The organism is Gardnerella nova, assembly GCF_049244055.1.
Lineage (GTDB): Bacteria > Actinomycetota > Actinomycetes > Actinomycetales > Bifidobacteriaceae > Bifidobacterium > Bifidobacterium vaginale_H.
The window spans coordinates 1546530-1566966 of the sequence record NZ_CP058369.1 but is presented as its reverse complement, the minus strand read 5'-3'; the positions used below and the strand labels follow the sequence as shown (position 1 = coordinate 1566966).

The following is a 20437-nucleotide window of genomic DNA, read 5'->3' as shown; positions in this document are numbered from 1 at the left end:
GCTACTTCCCCTCAGGCTCGCGACTATCTGACTTCGGCTTTGCAATAAGCTGCTCCTTCTCAACAGGGGCAGGGTTCTCAGCCGGTGGCAACGAATCCTTTACAATCAAAGGCTTGCCAGCAGAAGTCTTAAACGTCCTACGGAAATCATCAATAGCAGCATCAAGCTTAGATTCAGTTTCCTTAGTGAAGTCTTCAGTATCGCGAATCACCTGCAAAATGTCGGTGCCTTTATCCAGGTAATCCAACAATTCGCTTTCAAAACGCAAAACGTCCTTCACTGGAATATCGTCAAGCTTGCCATGCGTACCAGCCCACACAGAAACTACTTCCTGCTCCATTGCGCGAGGCGAGAACTGCTTCTGCTTAAGCAACTCTGTTAAGCGAGCGCCACGAGTCAGCTGAGCCTTCGAAGCCGCATCCAAATCGGAAGCAAACATGGCGAAAGATTCCAAAGACTTATAACGAGCCAAGGAAATCTTCAACATGCCAGAGACCTTCTTCAAGGCCTTAGCCTGAGCAGCACCACCAACACGAGACACGGAAATACCGACATCAACTGCTGGACGCTGGCCTGCGTTGAACAAATCAGACTGCAAGAAGATCTGACCATCGGTGATAGAAATCACGTTGGTTGGAATGTATGCAGAAACGTCGTTTGCTTTAGTTTCGATAATTGGAAGACCGGTCATAGAGCCGCCGCCCAAATCGTCGGAAAGCTTAGCACAACGTTCGAGTAGACGAGAGTGCAGGTAGAACACGTCGCCTGGGTAAGCTTCACGCCCAGGTGGACGACGCAAAAGCAAAGAAATCGAACGGTACGCTTCTGCTTGCTTCGACAAATCGTCGAAAACAATCAAAACATGCTTGCCGTTGTACATCCAATGCTGACCGATTGCAGAACCGGTGTAAGGTGCAATGTACTTAAAACCTGCAGAATCAGAAGCTGGGCTTGCCACAATCGTGGTGTACTTCATAGCGCCCGCCTCTTCAAGGCTTTGACGCACTGCAGCAATAGTAGAACCCTTCTGACCGATTGCTACATAGATGCAACGCACCTGCTTCTTCGGGTCTCCACTCTCCCAGTTCGTACGCTGGTTAATAATCGTATCGATTGCGATTGCCGTCTTACCCGTTTGGCGGTCACCAATAATCAACTGACGCTGACCGCGACCAATTGGCGTCATTGCGTCAATAGCCTTCAAACCAGTAGACAAAGGTTCGTCAACTGGATGACGGTGAATAACGTCTGGAGCCTGGGCTTCAAGAATACGACGCTCATTGCACTCAATCGCGCCTAAGCCATCGATTGGATTACCCAAAGGATCCACGGTACGACCAAGATAAGCGTCACCAACCGGCACTGACAACACTTCGCCAGTGCGGTAAACTTCCTGCCCTTCCTCAATACCAGTGAAATCACCGAGAATAACCACGCCGATTTCATGAGCATCAAGGTTGAACGCAAGACCCAAGGTATCGTTCTCGAAAGTGAGCAGCTCGTTCGCCATGCAGCCGGACAAACCAGCCACGTGCGCAATGCCGTCACCAGCCGTAACAACATAGCCAACTTCTTGCGTTGGCATGTCTGTAGGCTTATACGAGTCGACAAAACCGTCGAGCGCCTTGCGTATAAGGGCGGGATCAATAGATAGTTCCGCCATAATTCTCCTTAATTTATTACTTCACTGCCTGTGTCCAAGCACCATTGCGCGCAGAACGCTGCAACTGCTTCAGCTGCATTAACATGGTACGATCGGTTATTTGATCGCCGATTTGTATACGCATGCCACCAAGCACGTTTGGATCCACAATTGGGTTAATGTATGCGCGATGACCCAACTTATTGCTGTAGATTTCAATCAAACGCTTGATTTGCTTATCGGTAAGCGGCTGAGCAGTAGTGACAGTAACCAACGTTTCGCCAGCTTCACGCTCGAAGCCTGACCAAGCGCCACCAAAGCTACCAGTCTTGCCACTTTCCGCACCACCGTGCCATGTCCCGACAAGATAGTGCATTATGCGCAATACAACAGGGTGCGCTTTACCTCCAATAAGCTCGTCAATAAGGCGAGACTTATCTTCCGAAGACCTATTCGGATCGGTAATCGCATCAGAAAGCTCAGGATACTGATCAATCATGCTCATCATTGACGAAAGCTCGTCAGCGATGCGCTGCGCTTCATCATGTGCATCTGAGATGGCCTGCGCAAGAGAAGAACGCGACAAACTTTCGTTTGCACGCGATGCCTTTTCTGGCATTCTTACCTCCTCATTTCTGTAAAACGAAGTAATGCAATTAATATACAAAACCAATAAAAGCGCAAATTATTTTTTATTTTGCAATTATTAAGTTTTGTATATTAAGCCTTACTTAACTTGATCCGAATTTTTAGTTTCTCCAACTTCATCAATCACATGATCAATAATTTTGGAGCTTACAGTATCGTCATCCAGCTTGGATGCAAGAATCTTGCCAGCCAATGCTGCTGCAAGAACCGATACCTCTCCTTGGAGGCTGGACATGGCATGCTTATGCTGAGCCTCAATGGAATGCTGCGCTTCACTAATGATTTTTGCAGCATCCTTTTCAGCGCGTTGTCTAGCTTCGCCAATAATTTTTGAAGCTTCCGCACGAGCCTCTTCGCGAGTTTTTGCAGCATCAGCTTGAGCTTGAGCAAGCTCTTCTTCCATCTGACTTTTTAATTCGTCAGCTTCATGCTGCATGTTCGCTGCTTTAGCCATTCCGCCTTCGATTTTTTCTGCACGCTCATCAAGAATTGCCTGGAATTTAGGCATAACGAACTTGTAGAAAAACGCTGCAAGAACTACCAAAACAACTAACGACCACACTAAGTCATAAGGCTCAGGCAAGAACAACGCCAAACCATTACTCTCAGATGCATGTGCCATGGCTTGTCCTTTCTATTCCCTCAACACTTTTATATTTGTGCTGGAACGAGTTGTTTCGTTCGGTTCACTTTCCCATAATGTAGGCAACGAATCCGAGCAAGCCCAGAACCTCAATAAATGCCAAGCCAACAAACATGAACAACTGAATACGGTTGCCAACTTCTGGCTGACGTGCAGTAGATTCCATAGCTTTAGCAACGACTATTGCCATACCAAGTGCAGGAGAAATTGTTGCGACAGCAAAGCCAAGAATGCTGAGGTTGCCGACCAAACCTGCGAGAGCGATGATATTATTCATTGGTTTCCTTTCTGTTAAAACAGTAACCAGTATAAACCCGTAAGATGGGTAAAATCTGAAGATTTAAGCTATGCTATCAAGCAACAGCAACAGCAGACTTTTCTTCTTCCTCCGGGTAACTTTCCGAAATGTAGACAGAAGCAAGCACAGTGAAAATAAACGCCTGCAAACCAGCTACCATAATTTCGAATAGGGTAAACAGAATGCCACCAAGCAGCCACAAAGCACCGCCGAAGGCAAGGAGTTTATTGCTGGAATCCACCACAAAGAAATTGGTGAATACTAAGCAAGTGGCCACCAGCAAATGGCCAGCAATCATATTCGCAAACAAACGGATTGTAAGCGAAAGTGGTCGCACAATTATTAATTCTATGAGCTGCAATGGCGAAAGAATGAAGTAAATCGGCCATGGCACGCCCGCTGGGAACAACGCTTCACGGAAGAATCGCAAAAAACCTTTTTCACGAATGCCAGCAAGAAGATATTGACACACAACCCACAAAGCAAATACCAACGGACCAGTAATGGTTGCGGTTGCAGCCATATTTAATCCTGGAATCACAGAACAAAGATTAAAGAAGAAAATCGTGATGAAAAGTGTAGACATCATTGGCACGTAACGCTTGCCGCGTTCCTCGCCAATCATTTCGTAAACGATGTTGTAGCGCACAAAGTCCATTAAGATTTCCAGCACACTTTGGAATCTTCCTGGAACTAACTTCGCACGAGCGGCACCAATGCCGAAAATAATCATAACGACTACAGCCATAAGCACACGCACCAAAATAATGCGGTTCATGGCAAACGGTGTGCCCTGGAACAAAATCTCTGGAGGCAAAAACTCGCCAATATTAGGCAATTCTGGTCCAGACGAAGCCACTGCTGAAGCTACATTGGTAGTCCTCAGTAAAACATCAACCATTCCATCCATAAGTGCCTCCTTAAGCAATTCGTTCACACGCCTTCACAACAATGCCGTTTATTCTCACACATGCAATTCATTCATCTCACGGCATTACATATCAACTAGACTATCTATTTCGCAAAGCGCGGGGCACGAAACGAAAAATACATCTAAAAGCTGATTCTACTCTGTGTATGTACATAATTTATGACTAACGTAGCTTATTGCAAACTTAACTCGCGAAAGCTGTTAATTTTTCTAAAAAATGTCATAAATTTCATAAAATTTAGAGGATAACTCACCTTTTTCTGTAAAAAAGAAATAAAATACTGAAAAAAGTTCGACACTCGCAAAGCGATATTATCACCCTACGCACCGCAATTTTTAATCCTGCACCTTTAATCCTGCACCCCATATCCACCATTCACAAACGGACGGAAGTCATCGGAACGCGGAGAAGCTGGCTCGTGACGTATCGCACGATCCGTACCCAACTTTCCCGTAGCGCGAAGCTTAGGAATATCACAAAGATCGTAAGGCGTAGTTTCATACACCCAATTAAGCCAGTTGCGCCACAATAAGTTGGCATGAGCACGCCAAGCAAAAAGCGGTTCCAAACTTGCGTCATCATGCGGAAAATAGTTGCGAGGGAACGGCACGTTACTTAAGCCTTTCGCCATGTCGCGCTCGTATTCTTGAGCAAGCGTCATTTTGCCGTACTCCCAGTGTCCTAGCGCAAAAACTTCCGAAAAATCGCGACTTGCTACCAAACCCGGGCCTGATTGCGGTCCACACGTAAGAATTTGTAAACGCTTATTACGCGCAATATCGTCAACGTCAACGCTTGCTATACGAGAGTGTGGCTGCAATGCTATTTCGTCGAACCCGTTGGTAAGGAAGCAGTACTCATCCTGCAAATATTGCGGGAATACGCCAAAAACTTTTTCGCTGAGAACATGCTTTTTTACGCCGTAACGATAGTAGAGCGCGCCCATCGCACCCCAGCACAAGTACATGGTAGAAAAAACGTGCGTGGCTGCCCAGTCGAGAATCTGCGTAAACTCATGCCAATAGTCTACTTTTTCAAATTCCATATGCTCAACCGGAGCACCTGTCACTACAAAACCGTCGTAATAATTATTACGAAGGGCATCAAGATTTTCGTAAAACTTCACTAAATGATCGGCACTTACGTGAGTCGATACATGCGTAGAAGTTTTCATAAAATCAATGTCAACTTGCAAAGGAGATTTAGAAATAAGACGCAACAGTTGCGTTTCTGTTTCTATTTTCTTCGGCATAAGGTTTAGGATAAGCAGTCTTAACGGTCGAACCCGCTGCTGTTCCGCTTCTGGACGTTCAAGCGCAAAGATGCGTTCGGCGTCAAGAATATCTCGTGCTGGTAATCCTTCTGGAATCTTAATAGGCATGTGTTTATTATACCCCACACTTGTTTAGTAATAGTTGACTACACTACGAATAGTTAGCTACAAACGCAATAAGGGACACAATAAGGGACGCAACTTGCGCAGGGAATTGTAAAACAAAACGGCGAGACACGCCCGAAAGTTGACAAATCTGAATTTGCACCTATCGTAGATAGAGCTGCTAAAAGTGGCCGACGCGGGGTGGAGCAGCTCGGTAGCTCGCTGGGCTCATAACCCAGAGGTCCATGGTTCAAATCCATGCCCCGCTACTAAAGCCAAGAATCACACGACATTCTCACGATTGTGTGGTTCTTGGCTTTTTTATTTTTCGGATTATATGCCAGCAAGCGAGTAACGCAACTCAATACAGCAGAATCGCAAGACGTCGGCGAGCGCGCGCCAAACGAGGGTCGTCAGTAGGAAGCATAGCAAAATACTCAAGCATACGCGCACGAATACTCTCAGCATCCGCACGATGCCCTCCAGCCAGAAAATCAAGCAAACGTCCAAACGCATCATCGATATGCCCATCGATCATATCGACATCCGCAACTGCAAGCTGCGCTTCAACATCGTCAGGATTATCCCCCGCAGCCTTACGCACTGCAGCAACGTCCGCATGCGCATTGCGCGCAAGAAGTAGCGCCTTAGCGCGCTCGCGAGCAGCAAGTACATCATGAGGATCCGCTTCAAGGACCTTCGCATACTCGGCAGCGGCAGCAGCATAATCACCCTGCATCGCCAGCGCATGAGCTTGCTCATGAGCAGGAGGAACTTGCTCCGCAGAAGAGCTAGAACTATCGCCATCGCTAGCACCGTCACCAGAAGCATCAGACTGAGCGTCGTTCGCAGGCTCCACAAAAGGAGCAGTCCCAGCCACCCCGGAACGTTCAGCAACCTGAACCAACTGCGGCATAATCGTGCTACAAATCTGCTGCAACTCATCATCACTTGGCAAACCTTGCGAAATCGGCATAGGCCTTCCACCAATCAAACCGTATATTGCAGGAAGCTGCTGCGCGCGCAAAGCCTGAGCAATACTAGGACTTTCGTCAGCATCAATACGCGCAAGCTGCATGCGGCCGTCAAGAGCAGTCACAGCATCCGCAAGCTGAGAAGCAAGCTCAAAAGAAGCCTCATCGTGCGACTGCCAAAGCAGCAGAATAATAGGAAAACTTACCGACGTTTGCACCATCGCCTGGAACGACTGCTCGTTAACATCAGTAACGTAGCCGCCAGCTTTTGGAGCAGAAGACTGAGCACCTTGATCGCCAGCAGCAGACGCACGAGCCGCCTGCTTAGCCTGCGCTTCAACTCGACGCTTCACACCCTCCAAATCCACAGCTCCTGCAAGCGAAAAAACACCAGGGTTCATGCTCTGCGACTGTCCATTGACCATGTTTGCCTCGTTTTCTTATTTTTCTTATTCATTAACCAACGCGTTAAAAATTCAACGCGCACACAAGCACCAATGTATAAAGATTCCTTACAAATCTTCTTTATAAATCTTCTTTATAAATCTTCTTTATAAAGTTTCTTTATAAAGCTTCTACTTTAATAGGCTGACGCTCGGCACCAACCGGAGTAATTTTCATATGCGAACCCGCGGATGGAATCACCAAAGCAACGACGTTAACGTACGTTACGCGCATAGTACCCGTCGCCCTACCGTCACCAAATAAAGCCTTCTCTTCGTCGGAAGCAGGCCTCGACTCGCGACCTTCACCAGCCACGCGCGTCCACACAGAATCTATGCGAGCAACCACTAAATCACTACCATCCGTTGAACGCATAACGCTTATCTGCTTCATTTGCGGCGTAAAAACTTGCTCTTGCGAGCCTTTGTTGCGTTCCATGCCGGCTTGTACAACTTTGGAAAGTTCAGCCAGCTTTCCGCGTAAATAGTCTTTTTCAAAATACTTTGCGTACTTGCTGTTTTCGCCATGCTGTAACACGTCTGCATACGCTGTTACTGCAACTTCTGGAGTCATTACAAGGCCGGTATCGTTAATCTTTCCCATAGAAGATCCGATACTTGGTACAGCAAATTTAGGAAGATGTACGCCCGGGAAAAGTCGCGCCACAGCCCACAGTTTGTAGTTTGAGCGCGCACGTCGCTGACGCAACACTAACAAACGCTTAGATTGTTGGTCTTGAGTAGTCGTAGTAATAGTTACCAAATCGCGAGGCCAACCAGAGTTAGTAGGAACAATAGTTTGCGCCGAAGCGCGCGGGATAGTGGTTTTAGGGTCCAACTTGCCGGTTTTGCTTGCAATAGTAAGCTCGCTGGTACGAACGTCAAGCGCAGGGCCGGAAACAGCTTTGAAAAGCGCACTCACGTCTTTTTCTTCGTTAGCACGTTCCAAAACACGCAATACGCCAAGTCGAATATCTTTTTCTTGCAAAATCGTTACGTTTGGCATTTCCCGACTACTGCGCACTTCTGTAGGTTTCGGCACTTGCCCGTCGCAAGCCGCTAAGCTCATCACAATCATTGCGGATACTGCACTCGCTACACAAACGCGCGCGGAGTGTAGGGCAGCTTTCATGCTGCTACCAAACTTGCGATTGCATATTCTGGTATTATTACGCATTACTTTTCACTCCCCCGCTCAGCGTTTCGTCCGTTTGACGACGAATTGCCTCGCCAATTTTTACCGCCTTTTCTATAACGAGCATCGTTTCTGTCGCTACGATACCCTCGACGATTCGCGCGATACGGTTTAGTATTTTCAGACTTTGCGCTTTCCGATTTAGTATTTTCAGACTTCGTATTTTCAGACTTAACACCACCAGATTTCGTACCTGACGAATTTGACGAATTTGACGAATTTGACGAATTTGACGCACCAGCTGGCTTCGTGCCGGCACCGGCAGATTTTGCTTTATTATTGCGCAAATCGCGGTTTCGACAATTCTTTGCATCCGACTTTTGCCGCCTGGTGCGCTTTGCATTGGAATTATTGCGCTCGCCAGAATTGCCAGAATTGCCAGAATTTCCAGAATTGCCACGTTTACTAGAGTTGCCAGAGTTGCCAGAGTTGCCTGAAGAACCAGCGTCACCAGCAGTGCGAGCAGCATTATGCTTGTGAGTTGCTTTATCAGAAGCTTTTGCCGCAACTTTGCTCAAATCTTCATCCGACTCGCCATCAGCATTTGCCACACGACTATTCGCAGCACGCTCACCGTGAGACTCAGCAGCATCGCGTCGATTATCGTGAGAAACCTCAACTTGATCAGCTTGAGCACCGGCAGACTCCTCCTGAGCATACCCGTCCGTCGTATAATCAGCAGAAGATTCATACGAACCCAAACCATCAGAACTATCTGAATCATGCTGCTGAGCAAAGCGCGCGGCAAAAGCGAGCAACTCATCTTTAGAAATCACAGTAGTTTCCGCTAACGAATCAGCAGAATCCTTCGCAGACGAAGCCACAGCAATACGCGCAGTGGGCTGCAAACCTTCCGCACTGCCACCAACAGCCTGCAAAGCGCCCCTACGTCGAGCATGGCAACCATGACGACCGTGACCCGCAACAGCCCTCTTATGGTGCCGCTTATACGCAAGCAGCTTCAACGTACCCATAAGCGCTTCAACAAAACCAACTTCCTCACTACGAGCAGGCTCCACCGTTAACACGCCAGAACGACTTGCAACCAACTGCCTATTCCTACGACGGTGCGGAGCCATAGCAAAAATAGTTGCAGCGAGCACAGCCAACGCTGCAAAAAGAATACCAACAAAGTAAAGCGGCGTAGCAAAATCAGGCACATGATGTCGACGCCAACGCAACTCGACCATCGCACTAGGCGCATTACTCCCCAAATCAATCAGCAAAACACGACTAGCAGCCTGCGAACGAACACTCGGCAAATGAGAATCACGGTGAGACGAATTATTAGTAGAACGAGTATTCGTTTGAGTAATACTGCCGGACTCCACCGCACGATCGTACGAAGCCGAACCGGTAGTCTGCACGAAATCATTAGTATTAATCGCAAACTTTGCTAAACCAAGTTGACAGGTGACGTTCGACCACAAGTTAGATTGCTTAAACGGCACGTCAGGATCGCCAGTATCCACAGAAGAATCCGATTGCAGCGAATTTTTACCAGACGTTTCCGACACGTCCAGACGCTCCCAATCCAGCAAGCCAGTAATACGTTTAACAGGAGAGCCAGCAACCCAACCACGAACATCTTTTACTAAACCAACGGCAACACAAATAGGCTTACGCGTACGCAACGCAGCTACGCTAATACGCACTTTGCTATCAACTAAATCCAACACACCAGGATCGGTGACAATATAGCGAGTGCCATCTACGCGAGCATGCGCAATCACCACTTCATTCGGCTTCCATAGGGTTGCGTTCACTATACCAAAAACAAAACTCAACACCGCAAGAACCGCAAAAAATGGCGCTACGATACCACGCATAATTTTGATGCGCATGGTTGGCTGTTTCATCGGTAATCTTTCTGCATCAGAAGCATTGTTGATATTTGTCATAACGCTACTATTCTACAATCTTTCCTTACCAAGCGCTTATTATCAATAAAAATCAATATCAAGCGGTAGTGTGAACTTATGCAAAAAACCACAATATTGAAACAAAAGTCCTTCTTGGCGCGCACTTTTGCGGCTGTAAGTGCCATAGCATTGTGTGCAGGATTGGCTTCCTGCAGCGGCAACGCTGATAATACGAATGGCGCAGCCGACGAAAACGCTCAGAAAGCGGGCATGCAGCTACTCGAGGGCATTAGTGCTTCCGGCAAGCTCGGCCAAAAGCCTGACGTTAAATTGCAGACTCCACTAAAGGTGAAGAGGAACACGTATGCCATTTTGCAGCGAGGCAACGGTCCAACTATTGAAGAAGGCGATCGCGTATGCTCGCAGGGCATAGTTTTCAATGCCAAAGACGGCAAAGAACTTATGAATACTTGGGATAAGGGTAATATTGACTGCTCAATTTCTATTGGCAAGAACGTGACCAGCCGCCCGTATTACGCGCTTATTAAGGGTAAGAAAGTAAATACGACCATAGCGTTTGGTGTAAGCGGCAAAACCGGCCCGTCGTACGTGATGGTTCTTACGTTAATTTCCCGCGCCAAGGCATTAACTCGCGCCACCGGCAAAGCAGTAACCGATATTCCTGCAAATCTGCCGAAAGTAACGCTTGATAAATCTGGAGTACCATCCTTAGATAAGAATAACTACGTGCCAGATGGGAAGCTGGTTTCCCAGACTTTGATTGAAGGAACCGGCAAAAAGGTGACCGCGAAAAGCACCGTCACCGCTCATTACGCTGGGTGGACTACCGATAAAGATGGCAAACTGCATCAGTTCGATTCGTCATGGTTGCGCGGCATGCCTGCGGACTTCTCGCTCGCTGGACAGGTAATTCAGGGCTGGACTAAGGGCTTAACAGGTAAGAAGGTTGGCTCGCAGGTTCTGCTGGTGATTCCGCCAAACGATGGCTACGGCAGCGAAGACAAGAAGGACGCTAAAGGAAACGTAACGATTCCTGCGAACTCCACGCTGTACTTCGTAGTGGATATTCTTTACGCTTCCAAAGCGCAGTAGCAGTAAGACCAAAGCGCTGTAGAAAGTAGACACGTTACTGTTTGTGTTTGCTGCTTGCTGCGTGCTGTTTGCTGCTTTCACACACAAGCCTCTCCTACGCAATAGGAGGGGCTTTTTTATGCCCCAAAGTGCTCAAGGCTGAGGCATTGCTGTTTATTTACGCGCTTTTGGGGACTTACACATGACTTAAGTCCACAAACGCGAGCCAAAACGCTCGCGCGGAGCGAATAGCCACACGACTCTGTCCTGCCTTCGTCAATCGAGACGAAGGCAGACCTCGCTTGCGTTGAAAGCACACCGTGCTTTCAACTTGAGCAAGCTCGGCGCTCCGAGTTGCTTTCGCGCGCTACGCTTTAAGCGCTCAAGCAGATCGTCGCGCCCAGTCCTTCCAACCTAAGCGAGTTTCCGCATTGAAGTGCCTACGCGCACTACGCTTTAAGCGCTTCGGCAGGTCAATACGCAGAAAGGCCCACGGAAAAACCGCGAGCCTTTCACACTACAAGCATCATCACCCGTCCCTAGCGGAAGACAACACTCACCCAGCACTCAGCATCCACCAGCACCACCCCTACCAGCATCAATGGTAAGAAAGAAAAAACGGCAAACCACATCAACCAGCAGAAACAACACCAGCAGAGGCAACAAACCCAAACAAGCCGTCACACGCCGAGCACAAGAATAATCAATAAAAACCGCTTAGCCTAGCACGCCAAACAACGCACTAGACTAAGCAGTCAAACACCAAACCCAGTATTAAACACCAGGCCTGCTAAGCAGCTTAGTGGCGGATCTTACGAAGAGCAGCACCCATACCAGCAAGCACAGAAGCAGCAACAGCAGCCAAAGCTACCACAGCACCCGTGTTAGGAAGCTTAGGAGCCTTAGGAGTCTTAGGAGCTGGCTTTGGAGCAGGAGCTGGCTTGAATGGGGAGTTAGGCTCCTTATCCATAGCATCGCGAACTTCCTTAGCACCAGTATCGCAGCTCAAATCCTTAGCATGATCATTAGCAGAATCAAGCAAAGCAGCAGCACGAGTACGGTTGTTATCAGCAATCTTCAACAAACCATCAGCCTTACCAAGCTTCTGATCAATCACCTTAGCAGCATCCCAATCATGATGAGCCTGAGCATCCTTGAAGTCCTCATTAAGCTCAGCAACCATATCCTTCACAGCAGCCTCAACATGACCATAGTGAAGCACAGCCTTCTGAAGCTGACGACGAAGACCATTCAAGTAAGCGCAGTTATTGCCACCGAAGTTCTTCAAAATGTTCTCCCAGCCAGTCTGCTTCAAACCAAACTGGAGCTTATCAAGCAAAGCATCATAAGCAGCAACATTGGTCACACCACGAGCAGCAAGATCAGCAAACAAGCCCTGATAATTCTTGTAAAGAAGATCCGTAGCCTTAGGATCAACAAGCGAAGGCTCAGTTGGCTTTGGTTCTGGCTTTGAAGCTGGCTTAGTGTAAGGAACCAAACCAAGAAGCTTCTTCATAGCAGCAGCAACAGCAGCCTTATCCTTAGCCTTAGCAGCCTTAACAAACTCTTCAAGAGCCTTCTTAGCAGCCTCAGCCTTCTTAGCATCCTTCTCAGACTTCACATAAGCCTTAACCTGCTCCACATAAGCCTTCAACTCTTCCTTAGTCTTAGGAGCAACAACCTTACCTGGCTTTGGTTCTGGGTTTGGAGTTGGCTTTGGAGCTGGTGGGGTAACTGGTGGCTTTGGAGCTGGAGTCTCACCATCAACAGCAACACCAAGCTTCTTCAACTCAAGCTTCAAAGAACGAACCTTCTCATCAGCAGACTTCTTAGCACCAGCAGCAGCATTAGAAGCATTCACCTTATTAGCATAATCCTTAGCAGCAGCCAAGAATGGATCATAAGCAGCCTTCTGCTCAGGAGTAAGCTTACCATACTGGAAATCGCTCAAGAAATCATAGTTGAAATTAACACCATTGATGCTATCATAACCAGGCTTCACAGCGCCTGCGGAAAGAGCAGCGCCAGCAGCCTTCTCGAAAGCAGCCTTAGCAGTATCAACAGCCTTCGCAGCAGTATCAGCAGCAGCCTGAGCATCAGCAAAATGCTTCTGCTCACCCTCAAGCTGACCCATAAGAGCCTTAGCATGCTCAAGATCAGCAGGCTTCACATTCTTATAAGGATCAACCTTAGGAGCTGGGTTAACCGGAGCTGGGTTAACCGGAGCTGGGTTAACCGGAGCTGGGTTAACTGGAGCTGGCTTAAGAAGAGCATTAAGAGTATCCTGAGCAGTCTTCACAGCAGCCTGAGCCTCAGTCAACTTACCCTGCGCAGTATAAACAGCAGTCTGCAAATTCTCAGCTGGCTTAAGAGCAGTGAGCTTATCCTTATAAGCATCAGCCTCATGCTTTTCAGCAGTTGGGGCAGTATCAAGCTTCAAATCAGCGTTTCCCTGAGCAGCGGTAATAGCAGCCTCTAAAGCAACCTTGGTCTGCGTAGTAGTCACTTCAAGCTGAGCTTTCTTAACAGCATCCTGCTCACCGTCAGAAGCCTTCTTTGCATCGTCATACGCCTTAGCCTTTTCCTTGTAAGCGTTTACAAGAGCTTCAGCAGTATCATGCTTAGTCTTAGCATCATTAAGTTTCTTCTGAGCTTCAGCAAGAGTATCCTCAGCCTTATCCTCGTTGTAATTAGCAAGATTAAGAGCCTTCTGAGCAGCCTTAATCTTCGCATCATCAGCCTTAGGAGCAGCCTGAGTGGCAGCAGCCTTAGCAGGAGTGTTCTCAGCCAAAGCTGGAGCGGCTACAGCCAAACCAGAAAGAAGAGTTGCGCCAGCAGCGAATGCGGCGATAGCCTTCTTATTCAACATAATATTTTCCTTTCTTCTTCTCCTTCGCGCTAGGTACGCGAAGAAAAATTTGCTATACGACTCAATAGGGTGGGTCGTATCTCAACGCCAGCAAACTAGGATCCACCGGCGTTTGTTATTAACATACCCCCCCCCCCGTTCGCAAAAGTCAAGACCCACACCAGCTCAAGAAACCATAAAAAACACGCTAAAACGCATTAAAAAATACTGCGCAAGCCAAAAACGCCTTAAAAAATACTAAACTTTCGGCTTTATACCGTAAAAAACAATAGTTTCAACATTTTCAAAGATTTTTCCCAGAAAACTTTAAGGTAACGCCGCGCTAAACCCCTACCAACCACCAAAACCCTTGCAAAACCACCACTTTCAGCGCGACACACCGACGCATAAACCCCAATAATTTCAAGCTCGGTCAGGACGCTCGCGTGGGTAACACGCTCGCTTACGAAACTCGCGTTGAAAGCACCCCGTGCTTCCAACCTAAGCGAGTTTCCGCTTTGAAGGAGCTTGAAATCCCAATGATTTCAAGCTCGGTCAGGACGCTCGCGTGGGTAACACGCTCGCTTACGAAACTCGCGTTGAAAGCACCCCGTGCTTTCAACCTAAGCGAGTTTCCGCTTTGAAGGAGCTTGAAATCCCAATGATTTCAAGCTCGGTCAAAGCGCCTGCTTGAGCGCTGCGATTTAGCGCGCGATTTTTCCTTTACATGACTGTAAAGTTTTTGTCGCTTTTTGGCGGGATTTCGACATTTCCTTTACGTGGCTGTAAAGTTTTAATCGCTTTCTGGCGAGATTTCGATTTTTTCTTTACGTGGCTGTAAAGGAAATGTCAGTTTAGTGATTTTGAACATTTGCCGGAGAAAAAACTCCGGAGAATGTTCCACAAAAACGCAAAAACAACAACAAACGCCGGGAATTTTCCGGCAAATGTTCCAAAAAACGGTCAAAACAACAACAAACGCCGGAGAAAAAACTCCGGCAAATGTTCCAAAAAAACGCTCAGGACGCTCGCGCAGCGCTTTAAGCGCGAAGGCAAGTCAAAGCGTTCAAAAAAGACGGAGGTCCGTGGACTCTACGCCACGCATATCGTCATAGTCAAGAATTAAACAAGTAAAGCCACGATCCTCCGCCAACACGCGCGCCTGCGGACTAATCGTCTGCGCCGCAAAAATACCACGCACCGGCTTAAGCAACGGATCACGATTCAGCAAATCACAGTAACGCGTAAGCTGCTCCACGCCATCAATACCACCATGACGCTTAATCTCAATCGCCACATGCACACCATCCGCGTCCTGGGCCATAATATCCACCGGGCCAATAGCAGTCGGATATTCGCGACGCACCAAAGTAGCACCTTCACCGATACGCTCAATCTGCTCAGCTAAGTAGCGCTGCAAATGGTCCTCAACACCATCCTTCACCAAGCCAGGATCCTCACCCAAATCGTACGTACTGTCGCTATAAACATGCTCAAGCGAAATCACAAGCAAATCATCAGTTTTATCCGCAGCAACGCGAAGCACGCAACCGTCCGCCACAACTCCAGAATCGGTATCAGCGCAACCCTCGCCATCTTCCTTACGCAGCACGCGCATAGTGCAAGGAGCTACCATCCAATTAAGCGGCTTATACGCGCCAAGTTCCGAAAAAATCAGCACACTACCATCAGCCTTAATAAGCAGCACGCGCTTCGCTTGAGGAAGCGTGGCATTTAATCGGCCTGTATACTCGGCACTACAATCCGCAACAATAATTCGCACACAGCAAGCATAACAGCAATTACGTAACAGCAATTACGTAATTGCAATTACATAACGAAAAACGCTACTTAGTCACTTACCTACTTGCCTACTTGCCTACTTACCTAGCGCTTCAGCCAAATCACGATTCTGCCAATGCTCATGCAACGCGCAGTAACCGCCAAACAACACAAGCCAAACCAAACCACCAATTGCGGCGGCGCGAGTATCGTCGCTAATAAACAATGTAATATACACAAACACAAAGAACGCAATCGTAAGCGAATTCAGCAGCTTATAATGCGGCATCACAAAACCGTCCGGCATAAAATCAGCCGACTTACGATACTTACGGTGAGTCACCATAATCAAAATATAAATCATGATAATCACTGCAGAAGAAGCCGAAGCAAACAGAATAAACGCTCCATGCACGCCAGGAATCGAATTAACCACCGGAGAAAGAAGAATCAAAGCAGACGAAAATACAATAGCGCGAGCAGGAACCTTCGTACGCGACACCTTACGCAACTTACCCAACAGCGGCGAAGGCGACTCAAGCGCAATCTGATACATGTGGCGGCCTGCAGAATACAGCAAAGAATTAAGCGCAGAAGAAGCAGCCGTAATAACCACGAAGAACACCAAAGCCGAAGCCCAATGCAAACCAGCGTATTGGAACACCATAATAAATGGTGACATAAATACACCCTCAGCATTCGTCGCCTTAAACCGCTGCCACGGCACAATAAGCATAATAGCCACAAGAGCGCCAACGTAGAAAATCAAAATGCGCATAATAATTTCGTTCACAGCCTTCGGCAACACTTGGCGAGGATTCTTCGTCTCCGAAACCGTTACGCCCACAAACTCAATAAGCTGATACGCATAAAACACCATTTGGAAGCTCATCAAGAAAGCGAGCCAACCGTTAGGCATCAACGAAAAATTATTGAAAATATTGTCGAAACCAGCGTGACCAGCCGGACTTACCACGCCACCATGCAGAGGCGTTGCAGGATAATGGTAGCCAATCACCACCATTACGGCAGCAGTCGCAATAAGCGCCACAATAAGCGTGATCTTAATCATAGAGAACCAGAACTCTGTTTCTCCAAACAGCTTCACCGCAACCAAATTAATGCACACTAAAGCAACCAAGAACACTACTTCTATAAGCCATTTCCAATGACTTACGTCAATATCAAACGTTTGGAAAAACGTGACGCAATACGTACTCACGGCCGTAATCTCACTCATACCAATCAGCACAAGCACAAACCAGTACGACCAGCCGGCGAAATTACCCCAACCTCTACCAAGGTAACGCGTAATAAAACTAATAAACGTATGCTGGTTCGGATCCTTATACATAAGTTCGCCAATGCCACGCATCAGCAAAAACATAATCAAACCAACAATAATGTACACGAACACAATGCTCGGGCCGGTTAAACTAATAGATTTTCCGGAACCAAGGAATAAGCCCGTACCAATCGTGCCGCCGATAGCAATAAATTGCACATGACGCTTGGTAAGACTGCGTTCCATCTGATTCGTGTGGTCGCCTAGCGCTTCCTGCGCGGAATCGTCAGCTGACTTAATAGCGGTTGAGATATCGGATTGAACACCAGCTTGAATATGAGATTGAATATGAGAAGACGAATCATCAGCTGTTGCAGGGGATTCAGCATGCTGAGAACCTGCCCCGATACCGCTATTTGCCGTCTTGCTCATTATCATAACTCCGTTTCCTAGTGATTACGAAATTCCCATTTTATAGGAACCCGTAACTATTCGCCGGCAAACTTACAAATTTTCACCACAATCCGCGCTTATTTCGCACCTTTATACTTCCGCACTTTTCGCACTTTCGCACATTATTCCACACTTTTCAGCGAGCTAACCGGATCGATACGATCAAGCGCAGGATTCGTAGACCATTGCACAATCAAGGCAAAGATAAGCGTTATGCAACCAGCGATACCGTAACTCAACGGCGCAACTTCCACCTCAAAATACAACGATGGCATACGCAACGCGCTCGTCAGCAGCCCAGCAATAAACCTACCCAACGGCAATCCGACTGCAATACCAATCAACGTAAGTATCAGCATCTCCTTATGCACGTAAGCATGCACTTCACGCCGGTAAAAACCAAGCACTTTAAGCGTAGCTATTTCGCGAGCGCGCTCCGAAATATTCGTACTCGCCAACGTAAATAGCACAGCCAAAGCCAAACCCGCAGCAAGCGCAATAATCAACGCAACCACAGCGTTCATAAGGTCAAAACTAAAAGCGTGCTTCATGCGCGTAATATTAATAACTCGCAGCACGCCATCGCGCTCAGCAAACGCATCAGCGTACCGTATCCTCGCGTTGTCACTACCACGCAAACGCATAATCAACGCGTTTTCCTTCACGCTTTGCCCTTGCTTTGCAGCGGTTGCGTCTTTTGAACCTTTCGCACCAAACAAACGCTCGTAACAACGCGCAGTCATATACATATTAGAACCGATAAGATTGCGAACAATAGCACGCACCTTAACAACGGCCCGCTTGAAACTTACGTTCGTAATCGCAATTTTGTCGCCGCGACCAATATTCAAAGAAGCCGCAGCACTTTGCGAAAGTAACGGCCCTTCATCATTAAGCGGAACCTGACGCAAATTATCGTCGACATCGCACAAACGCACCAAACGAGCCAACGTAGCAGCATCCTTTACCACAATAAGCTGCACACTTTCAGCATCTTCAGTTGCGTGGTGCTGAGACTTATCGCTACCGTCAGATTGATACTTTGCAATCTCCCCAGAACTTACGTATGAAGCAAGCACCGTTTCTATACGATGCTTAGACTTATCATTTTCAACACTGCTCTGCATACGCTTAAAAGATTCAGGCGCAGAAACGGCAATCATATCGTAACGGTAAATTCCCTCATATTGACGGATACCCAAGGTGGCAACAGTGTCGTTCAACGCCAACGCGCACACAATAAGCGCAGTGCACCCGGCCACGCCACCAATAGTCATGCACAGTCTGCCCTTAAATCGCGCAAGATTACGAACCGTCACCTTATTGAGGAAACTCATGCGATTCCAAATCCAAGGCAAACGTTCCAGCAATACGCGAGCGCCGGCGCGAGGAGCTTTTGGACGAAGCAATAACGCCGGAACTTGCCTTGTTTCACGCCAACTCACCACAATAGTGCACACCGCCACTGGTATAACAAAGGCGAGCACGCACAACGATCCGTAAAGCCAGTCGTATCGCAAAGTTACGTCCGGCACGGAGTACAATCCGTGCAAAATCTTCAAAAGCAGCGAAGGAATCGCCAAAAAACCAACAATATCGCCAATACCACCGCCAATAATGCAGGCAAGAATAGCAAAGAACGCGTGTCTGGTAACGGCTGCTGAACGACCATACCCCAAACTTAAGTAAGTTCCAATAAGCCCACGTTCCTCCTCAACCATGCGGGCCATGGCAGTAAGACTCATCATCATGGCGACGATAAGAAATATTGCAGGAAACGCGTAGCCGAGCGACTGAATCGAAGCTATATCTGAACGCAAGCTGGCATAACTTTCGTTTGCAATTCGCGTAATAACGTGCCATCGAGCTTGTGGAACGCGCCGTTCTATAGCTGGCTTTATGCGCTCGCGAACCTTTTCGTACGCTTGCTTTACTACTTGCTCTGGGGCGCCTTTGAGCTTCTTCGAGGAAGCAACAATGCGCCGCGCTTCAAGATTGGTAAGATTGTCAACGAGTTGGTTACGTCTCGCCTTTTCGCGTGTAACTTGCACACGCTCGTGAATCTGTTTCGAAGCTTCGTCAACTATATTTCTGTAGGCTTGGGAGAATGTGTTAACGTTTTGCGCTGACTTCAGTCTCACCGATATAACGGTATAAGGTAACTTTTTAACGCTACGAAAGTCAGCAAAAGTGAACATAGGGTAACGTGAGGTGACGGAATTGCGGAAGGCTTTCGACTGGTAGCCGTCAGGATTGTTCAAATCGTTGCTATCGAGCACGCTAGCTGTTATGCGCAAACGGTAAGTTTCGTTCTTTTTCTCAGTTTTTGCTGGAGTTTCTTTATGAGACGATTCCTTATTAGACGATTCCTTATTGGACGATTCCTTATTGGACGATTCCTTACGCTGTTGCACTGTAATTACTACAGTGTCACCAATATGCAGGCCGCTATCGTGCAGGAAGCGTTGCGTTACAGCGACTTCGCGAGTATTAGAAGGCATTGTGCCGCGCAATAAGTGCAGCTGGTTAAGTTGTTTGCGTGCGCTGACATAGTGGACTAAGTTCACTGCGTATGAGGAAGTTGAGTCACTTGCGGGGAGAGCGGTTGCTTTTCTGGAATATTCAGCTTCCACTTCGCTTACGGCTGGCAAAGATTTCAACGCGGTTACGTCGTCACGCGTAAGCCCCAGCGTAGAAGCGACTTGTAAATCATACGAGCGCAACTTAGCGTACATGTTATTCGCGCCCAACAGCATGTCGTTACAGCCTGCATAAATGCCGGTGAGCACAGCAACGCCTAGCATAGCGATAACTGCTAAAACGCAGAAACGTCGCCATTCTTTACACCACATTCGTACGGCACTTATAAATAGTGCCGGAAATAATGAGCGAGAACGTTTCGTACCTAACGATTTTGTATGCTTAGTTTTATTGCCGACGCTCATCCTAGTCACCACTCAAT

General features: G+C 47.6%; 14 protein-coding genes and 1 tRNA gene. 2 read left to right on the top strand and 13 right to left on the bottom strand.

Features of this window, described 5'->3' with window-relative positions; genetic code table 11:
* Position 1 precedes the first annotated feature (1 nt).
* The 6 genes from atpA to HXT56_RS06130 all read right to left on the bottom strand — a co-directional run bounded on the left by atpA (position 2) and on the right by HXT56_RS06130 (position 5544).
* Positions 2 to 1663 carry a F0F1 ATP synthase subunit alpha gene (gene atpA, locus HXT56_RS06155; protein WP_116712162.1) on the bottom strand — a complete coding sequence of 554 codons (1662 nt, stop codon included), beginning with the start codon at positions 1661 to 1663 and terminating at the stop codon, positions 2 to 4.
* Between the two features lie 16 nt (positions 1664 to 1679).
* On the bottom strand, positions 1680 to 2261 hold the full coding sequence (locus tag HXT56_RS06150) for a F0F1 ATP synthase subunit delta (protein ID WP_116712161.1): 582 nt from the start codon (positions 2259 to 2261) through the stop codon (positions 1680 to 1682).
* Between the two features lie 108 nt (positions 2262 to 2369).
* Entirely contained in the window at positions 2370 to 2912 is a 543-nt protein-coding gene (locus HXT56_RS06145) for a F0F1 ATP synthase subunit B (protein WP_116712160.1), read from the bottom strand.
* A 64-nt stretch (positions 2913 to 2976) separates the two neighbouring features.
* Positions 2977 to 3210, bottom strand: coding sequence for an ATP synthase F0 subunit C (gene atpE / locus HXT56_RS06140; protein WP_004126223.1), 234 nt, complete (start codon positions 3208 to 3210; stop codon positions 2977 to 2979).
* 76 nt (positions 3211 to 3286) lie between these two features.
* Positions 3287 to 4141: a F0F1 ATP synthase subunit A gene (gene atpB, locus HXT56_RS06135; RefSeq protein WP_421778047.1), complete on the bottom strand. Its 855-nt coding sequence runs from the start codon at positions 4139 to 4141 to the stop codon at positions 3287 to 3289.
* A gap of 371 nt (positions 4142 to 4512) precedes the next feature.
* Positions 4513 to 5544, bottom strand: coding sequence for a homoserine O-succinyltransferase (locus HXT56_RS06130; RefSeq protein WP_421778046.1), 1032 nt, complete (start codon positions 5542 to 5544; stop codon positions 4513 to 4515).
* Between the two features lie 192 nt (positions 5545 to 5736).
* On the opposite strand from HXT56_RS06130, the gene HXT56_RS06125 reads away from it, so the two are divergent.
* A tRNA-Met gene (locus tag HXT56_RS06125) sits at positions 5737 to 5810 on the top strand.
* A gap of 92 nt (positions 5811 to 5902) precedes the next feature.
* On the opposite strand, the gene HXT56_RS06120 is transcribed toward HXT56_RS06125, so the two are convergent.
* The 3 genes from HXT56_RS06120 to HXT56_RS06110 form a co-directional block, all read right to left on the bottom strand.
* The gene (locus HXT56_RS06120) at positions 5903 to 6940 is read right to left on the bottom strand and encodes a co-chaperone YbbN (protein ID WP_421778045.1); all 1038 of its coding nucleotides are present in this window, start codon (positions 6938 to 6940) and stop codon (positions 5903 to 5905) included.
* 139 nt (positions 6941 to 7079) lie between these two features.
* A complete protein-coding gene (locus HXT56_RS06115; protein ID WP_421778044.1) occupies positions 7080 to 8135 on the bottom strand; it encodes a hypothetical protein in 1056 nt (351 codons plus the stop codon).
* A complete protein-coding gene (locus HXT56_RS06110) occupies positions 8135 to 10054 on the bottom strand; it encodes a hypothetical protein (protein WP_421778043.1) in 1920 nt (639 codons plus the stop codon). The genes HXT56_RS06115 and HXT56_RS06110 overlap by 1 nt, the downstream gene beginning before the upstream one ends.
* 78 nt (positions 10055 to 10132) lie before the next feature.
* On the opposite strand from HXT56_RS06110, the gene HXT56_RS06105 reads away from it, so the two are divergent.
* On the top strand, positions 10133 to 11128 hold the full coding sequence (locus HXT56_RS06105) for an FKBP-type peptidyl-prolyl cis-trans isomerase (RefSeq protein WP_421778042.1): 996 nt from the start codon (positions 10133 to 10135) through the stop codon (positions 11126 to 11128).
* Between the two features lie 778 nt (positions 11129 to 11906).
* Here HXT56_RS06105 and HXT56_RS06100 read toward each other — a convergent pair.
* The 4 genes from HXT56_RS06100 to HXT56_RS06085 all read right to left on the bottom strand — a co-directional run bounded on the left by HXT56_RS06100 (position 11907) and on the right by HXT56_RS06085 (position 20420).
* Positions 11907 to 13976 carry a hypothetical protein gene (locus HXT56_RS06100; RefSeq protein WP_421778041.1) on the bottom strand — a complete coding sequence of 690 codons (2070 nt, stop codon included), beginning with the start codon at positions 13974 to 13976 and terminating at the stop codon, positions 11907 to 11909.
* Positions 13977 to 15021: 1045 nt separating this feature from the next.
* Positions 15022 to 15738: an endonuclease NucS gene (gene nucS / locus HXT56_RS06095; RefSeq protein WP_250309681.1), complete on the bottom strand. Its 717-nt coding sequence runs from the start codon at positions 15736 to 15738 to the stop codon at positions 15022 to 15024.
* A 96-nt stretch (positions 15739 to 15834) separates the two neighbouring features.
* On the bottom strand, positions 15835 to 17268 hold the full coding sequence (locus tag HXT56_RS06090; protein ID WP_421778507.1) for an amino acid permease: 1434 nt from the start codon (positions 17266 to 17268) through the stop codon (positions 15835 to 15837).
* A gap of 329 nt (positions 17269 to 17597) precedes the next feature.
* A complete protein-coding gene (locus HXT56_RS06085) occupies positions 17598 to 20420 on the bottom strand; it encodes an FtsX-like permease family protein (RefSeq protein WP_421778506.1) in 2823 nt (940 codons plus the stop codon).
* Positions 20421 to 20437: the final 17 nt, after the last annotated feature.

Coding starts and splice junctions, on each gene's coding strand:
- atpA (WP_116712162.1), bottom strand. CDS start 1,663: ATGGCGGAACTATCTATTGATCCCGCCCTTATACGCAAGGCGCTCGAC.
- HXT56_RS06150 (WP_116712161.1), bottom strand. CDS start 2,261: ATGCCAGAAAAGGCATCGCGTGCAAACGAAAGTTTGTCGCGTTCTTCT.
- HXT56_RS06145 (WP_116712160.1), bottom strand. CDS start 2,912: ATGGCACATGCATCTGAGAGTAATGGTTTGGCGTTGTTCTTGCCTGAG.
- atpE (WP_004126223.1), bottom strand. CDS start 3,210: ATGAATAATATCATCGCTCTCGCAGGTTTGGTCGGCAACCTCAGCATT.
- atpB (WP_421778047.1), bottom strand. CDS start 4,141: ATGGATGGAATGGTTGATGTTTTACTGAGGACTACCAATGTAGCTTCA.
- HXT56_RS06130 (WP_421778046.1), bottom strand. CDS start 5,544: ATGCCTATTAAGATTCCAGAAGGATTACCAGCACGAGATATTCTTGAC.
- HXT56_RS06120 (WP_421778045.1), bottom strand. CDS start 6,940: ATGGTCAATGGACAGTCGCAGAGCATGAACCCTGGTGTTTTTTCGCTT.
- HXT56_RS06115 (WP_421778044.1), bottom strand. CDS start 8,135: ATGCGTAATAATACCAGAATATGCAATCGCAAGTTTGGTAGCAGCATG.
- HXT56_RS06110 (WP_421778043.1), bottom strand. CDS start 10,054: ATGACAAATATCAACAATGCTTCTGATGCAGAAAGATTACCGATGAAA.
- HXT56_RS06105 (WP_421778042.1), top strand. CDS start 10,133: ATGCAAAAAACCACAATATTGAAACAAAAGTCCTTCTTGGCGCGCACT.
- HXT56_RS06100 (WP_421778041.1), bottom strand. CDS start 13,976: ATGTTGAATAAGAAGGCTATCGCCGCATTCGCTGCTGGCGCAACTCTT.
- HXT56_RS06090 (WP_421778507.1), bottom strand. CDS start 17,268: ATGGAACGCAGTCTTACCAAGCGTCATGTGCAATTTATTGCTATCGGC.
- HXT56_RS06085 (WP_421778506.1), bottom strand. CDS start 20,420: ATGAGCGTCGGCAATAAAACTAAGCATACAAAATCGTTAGGTACGAAA.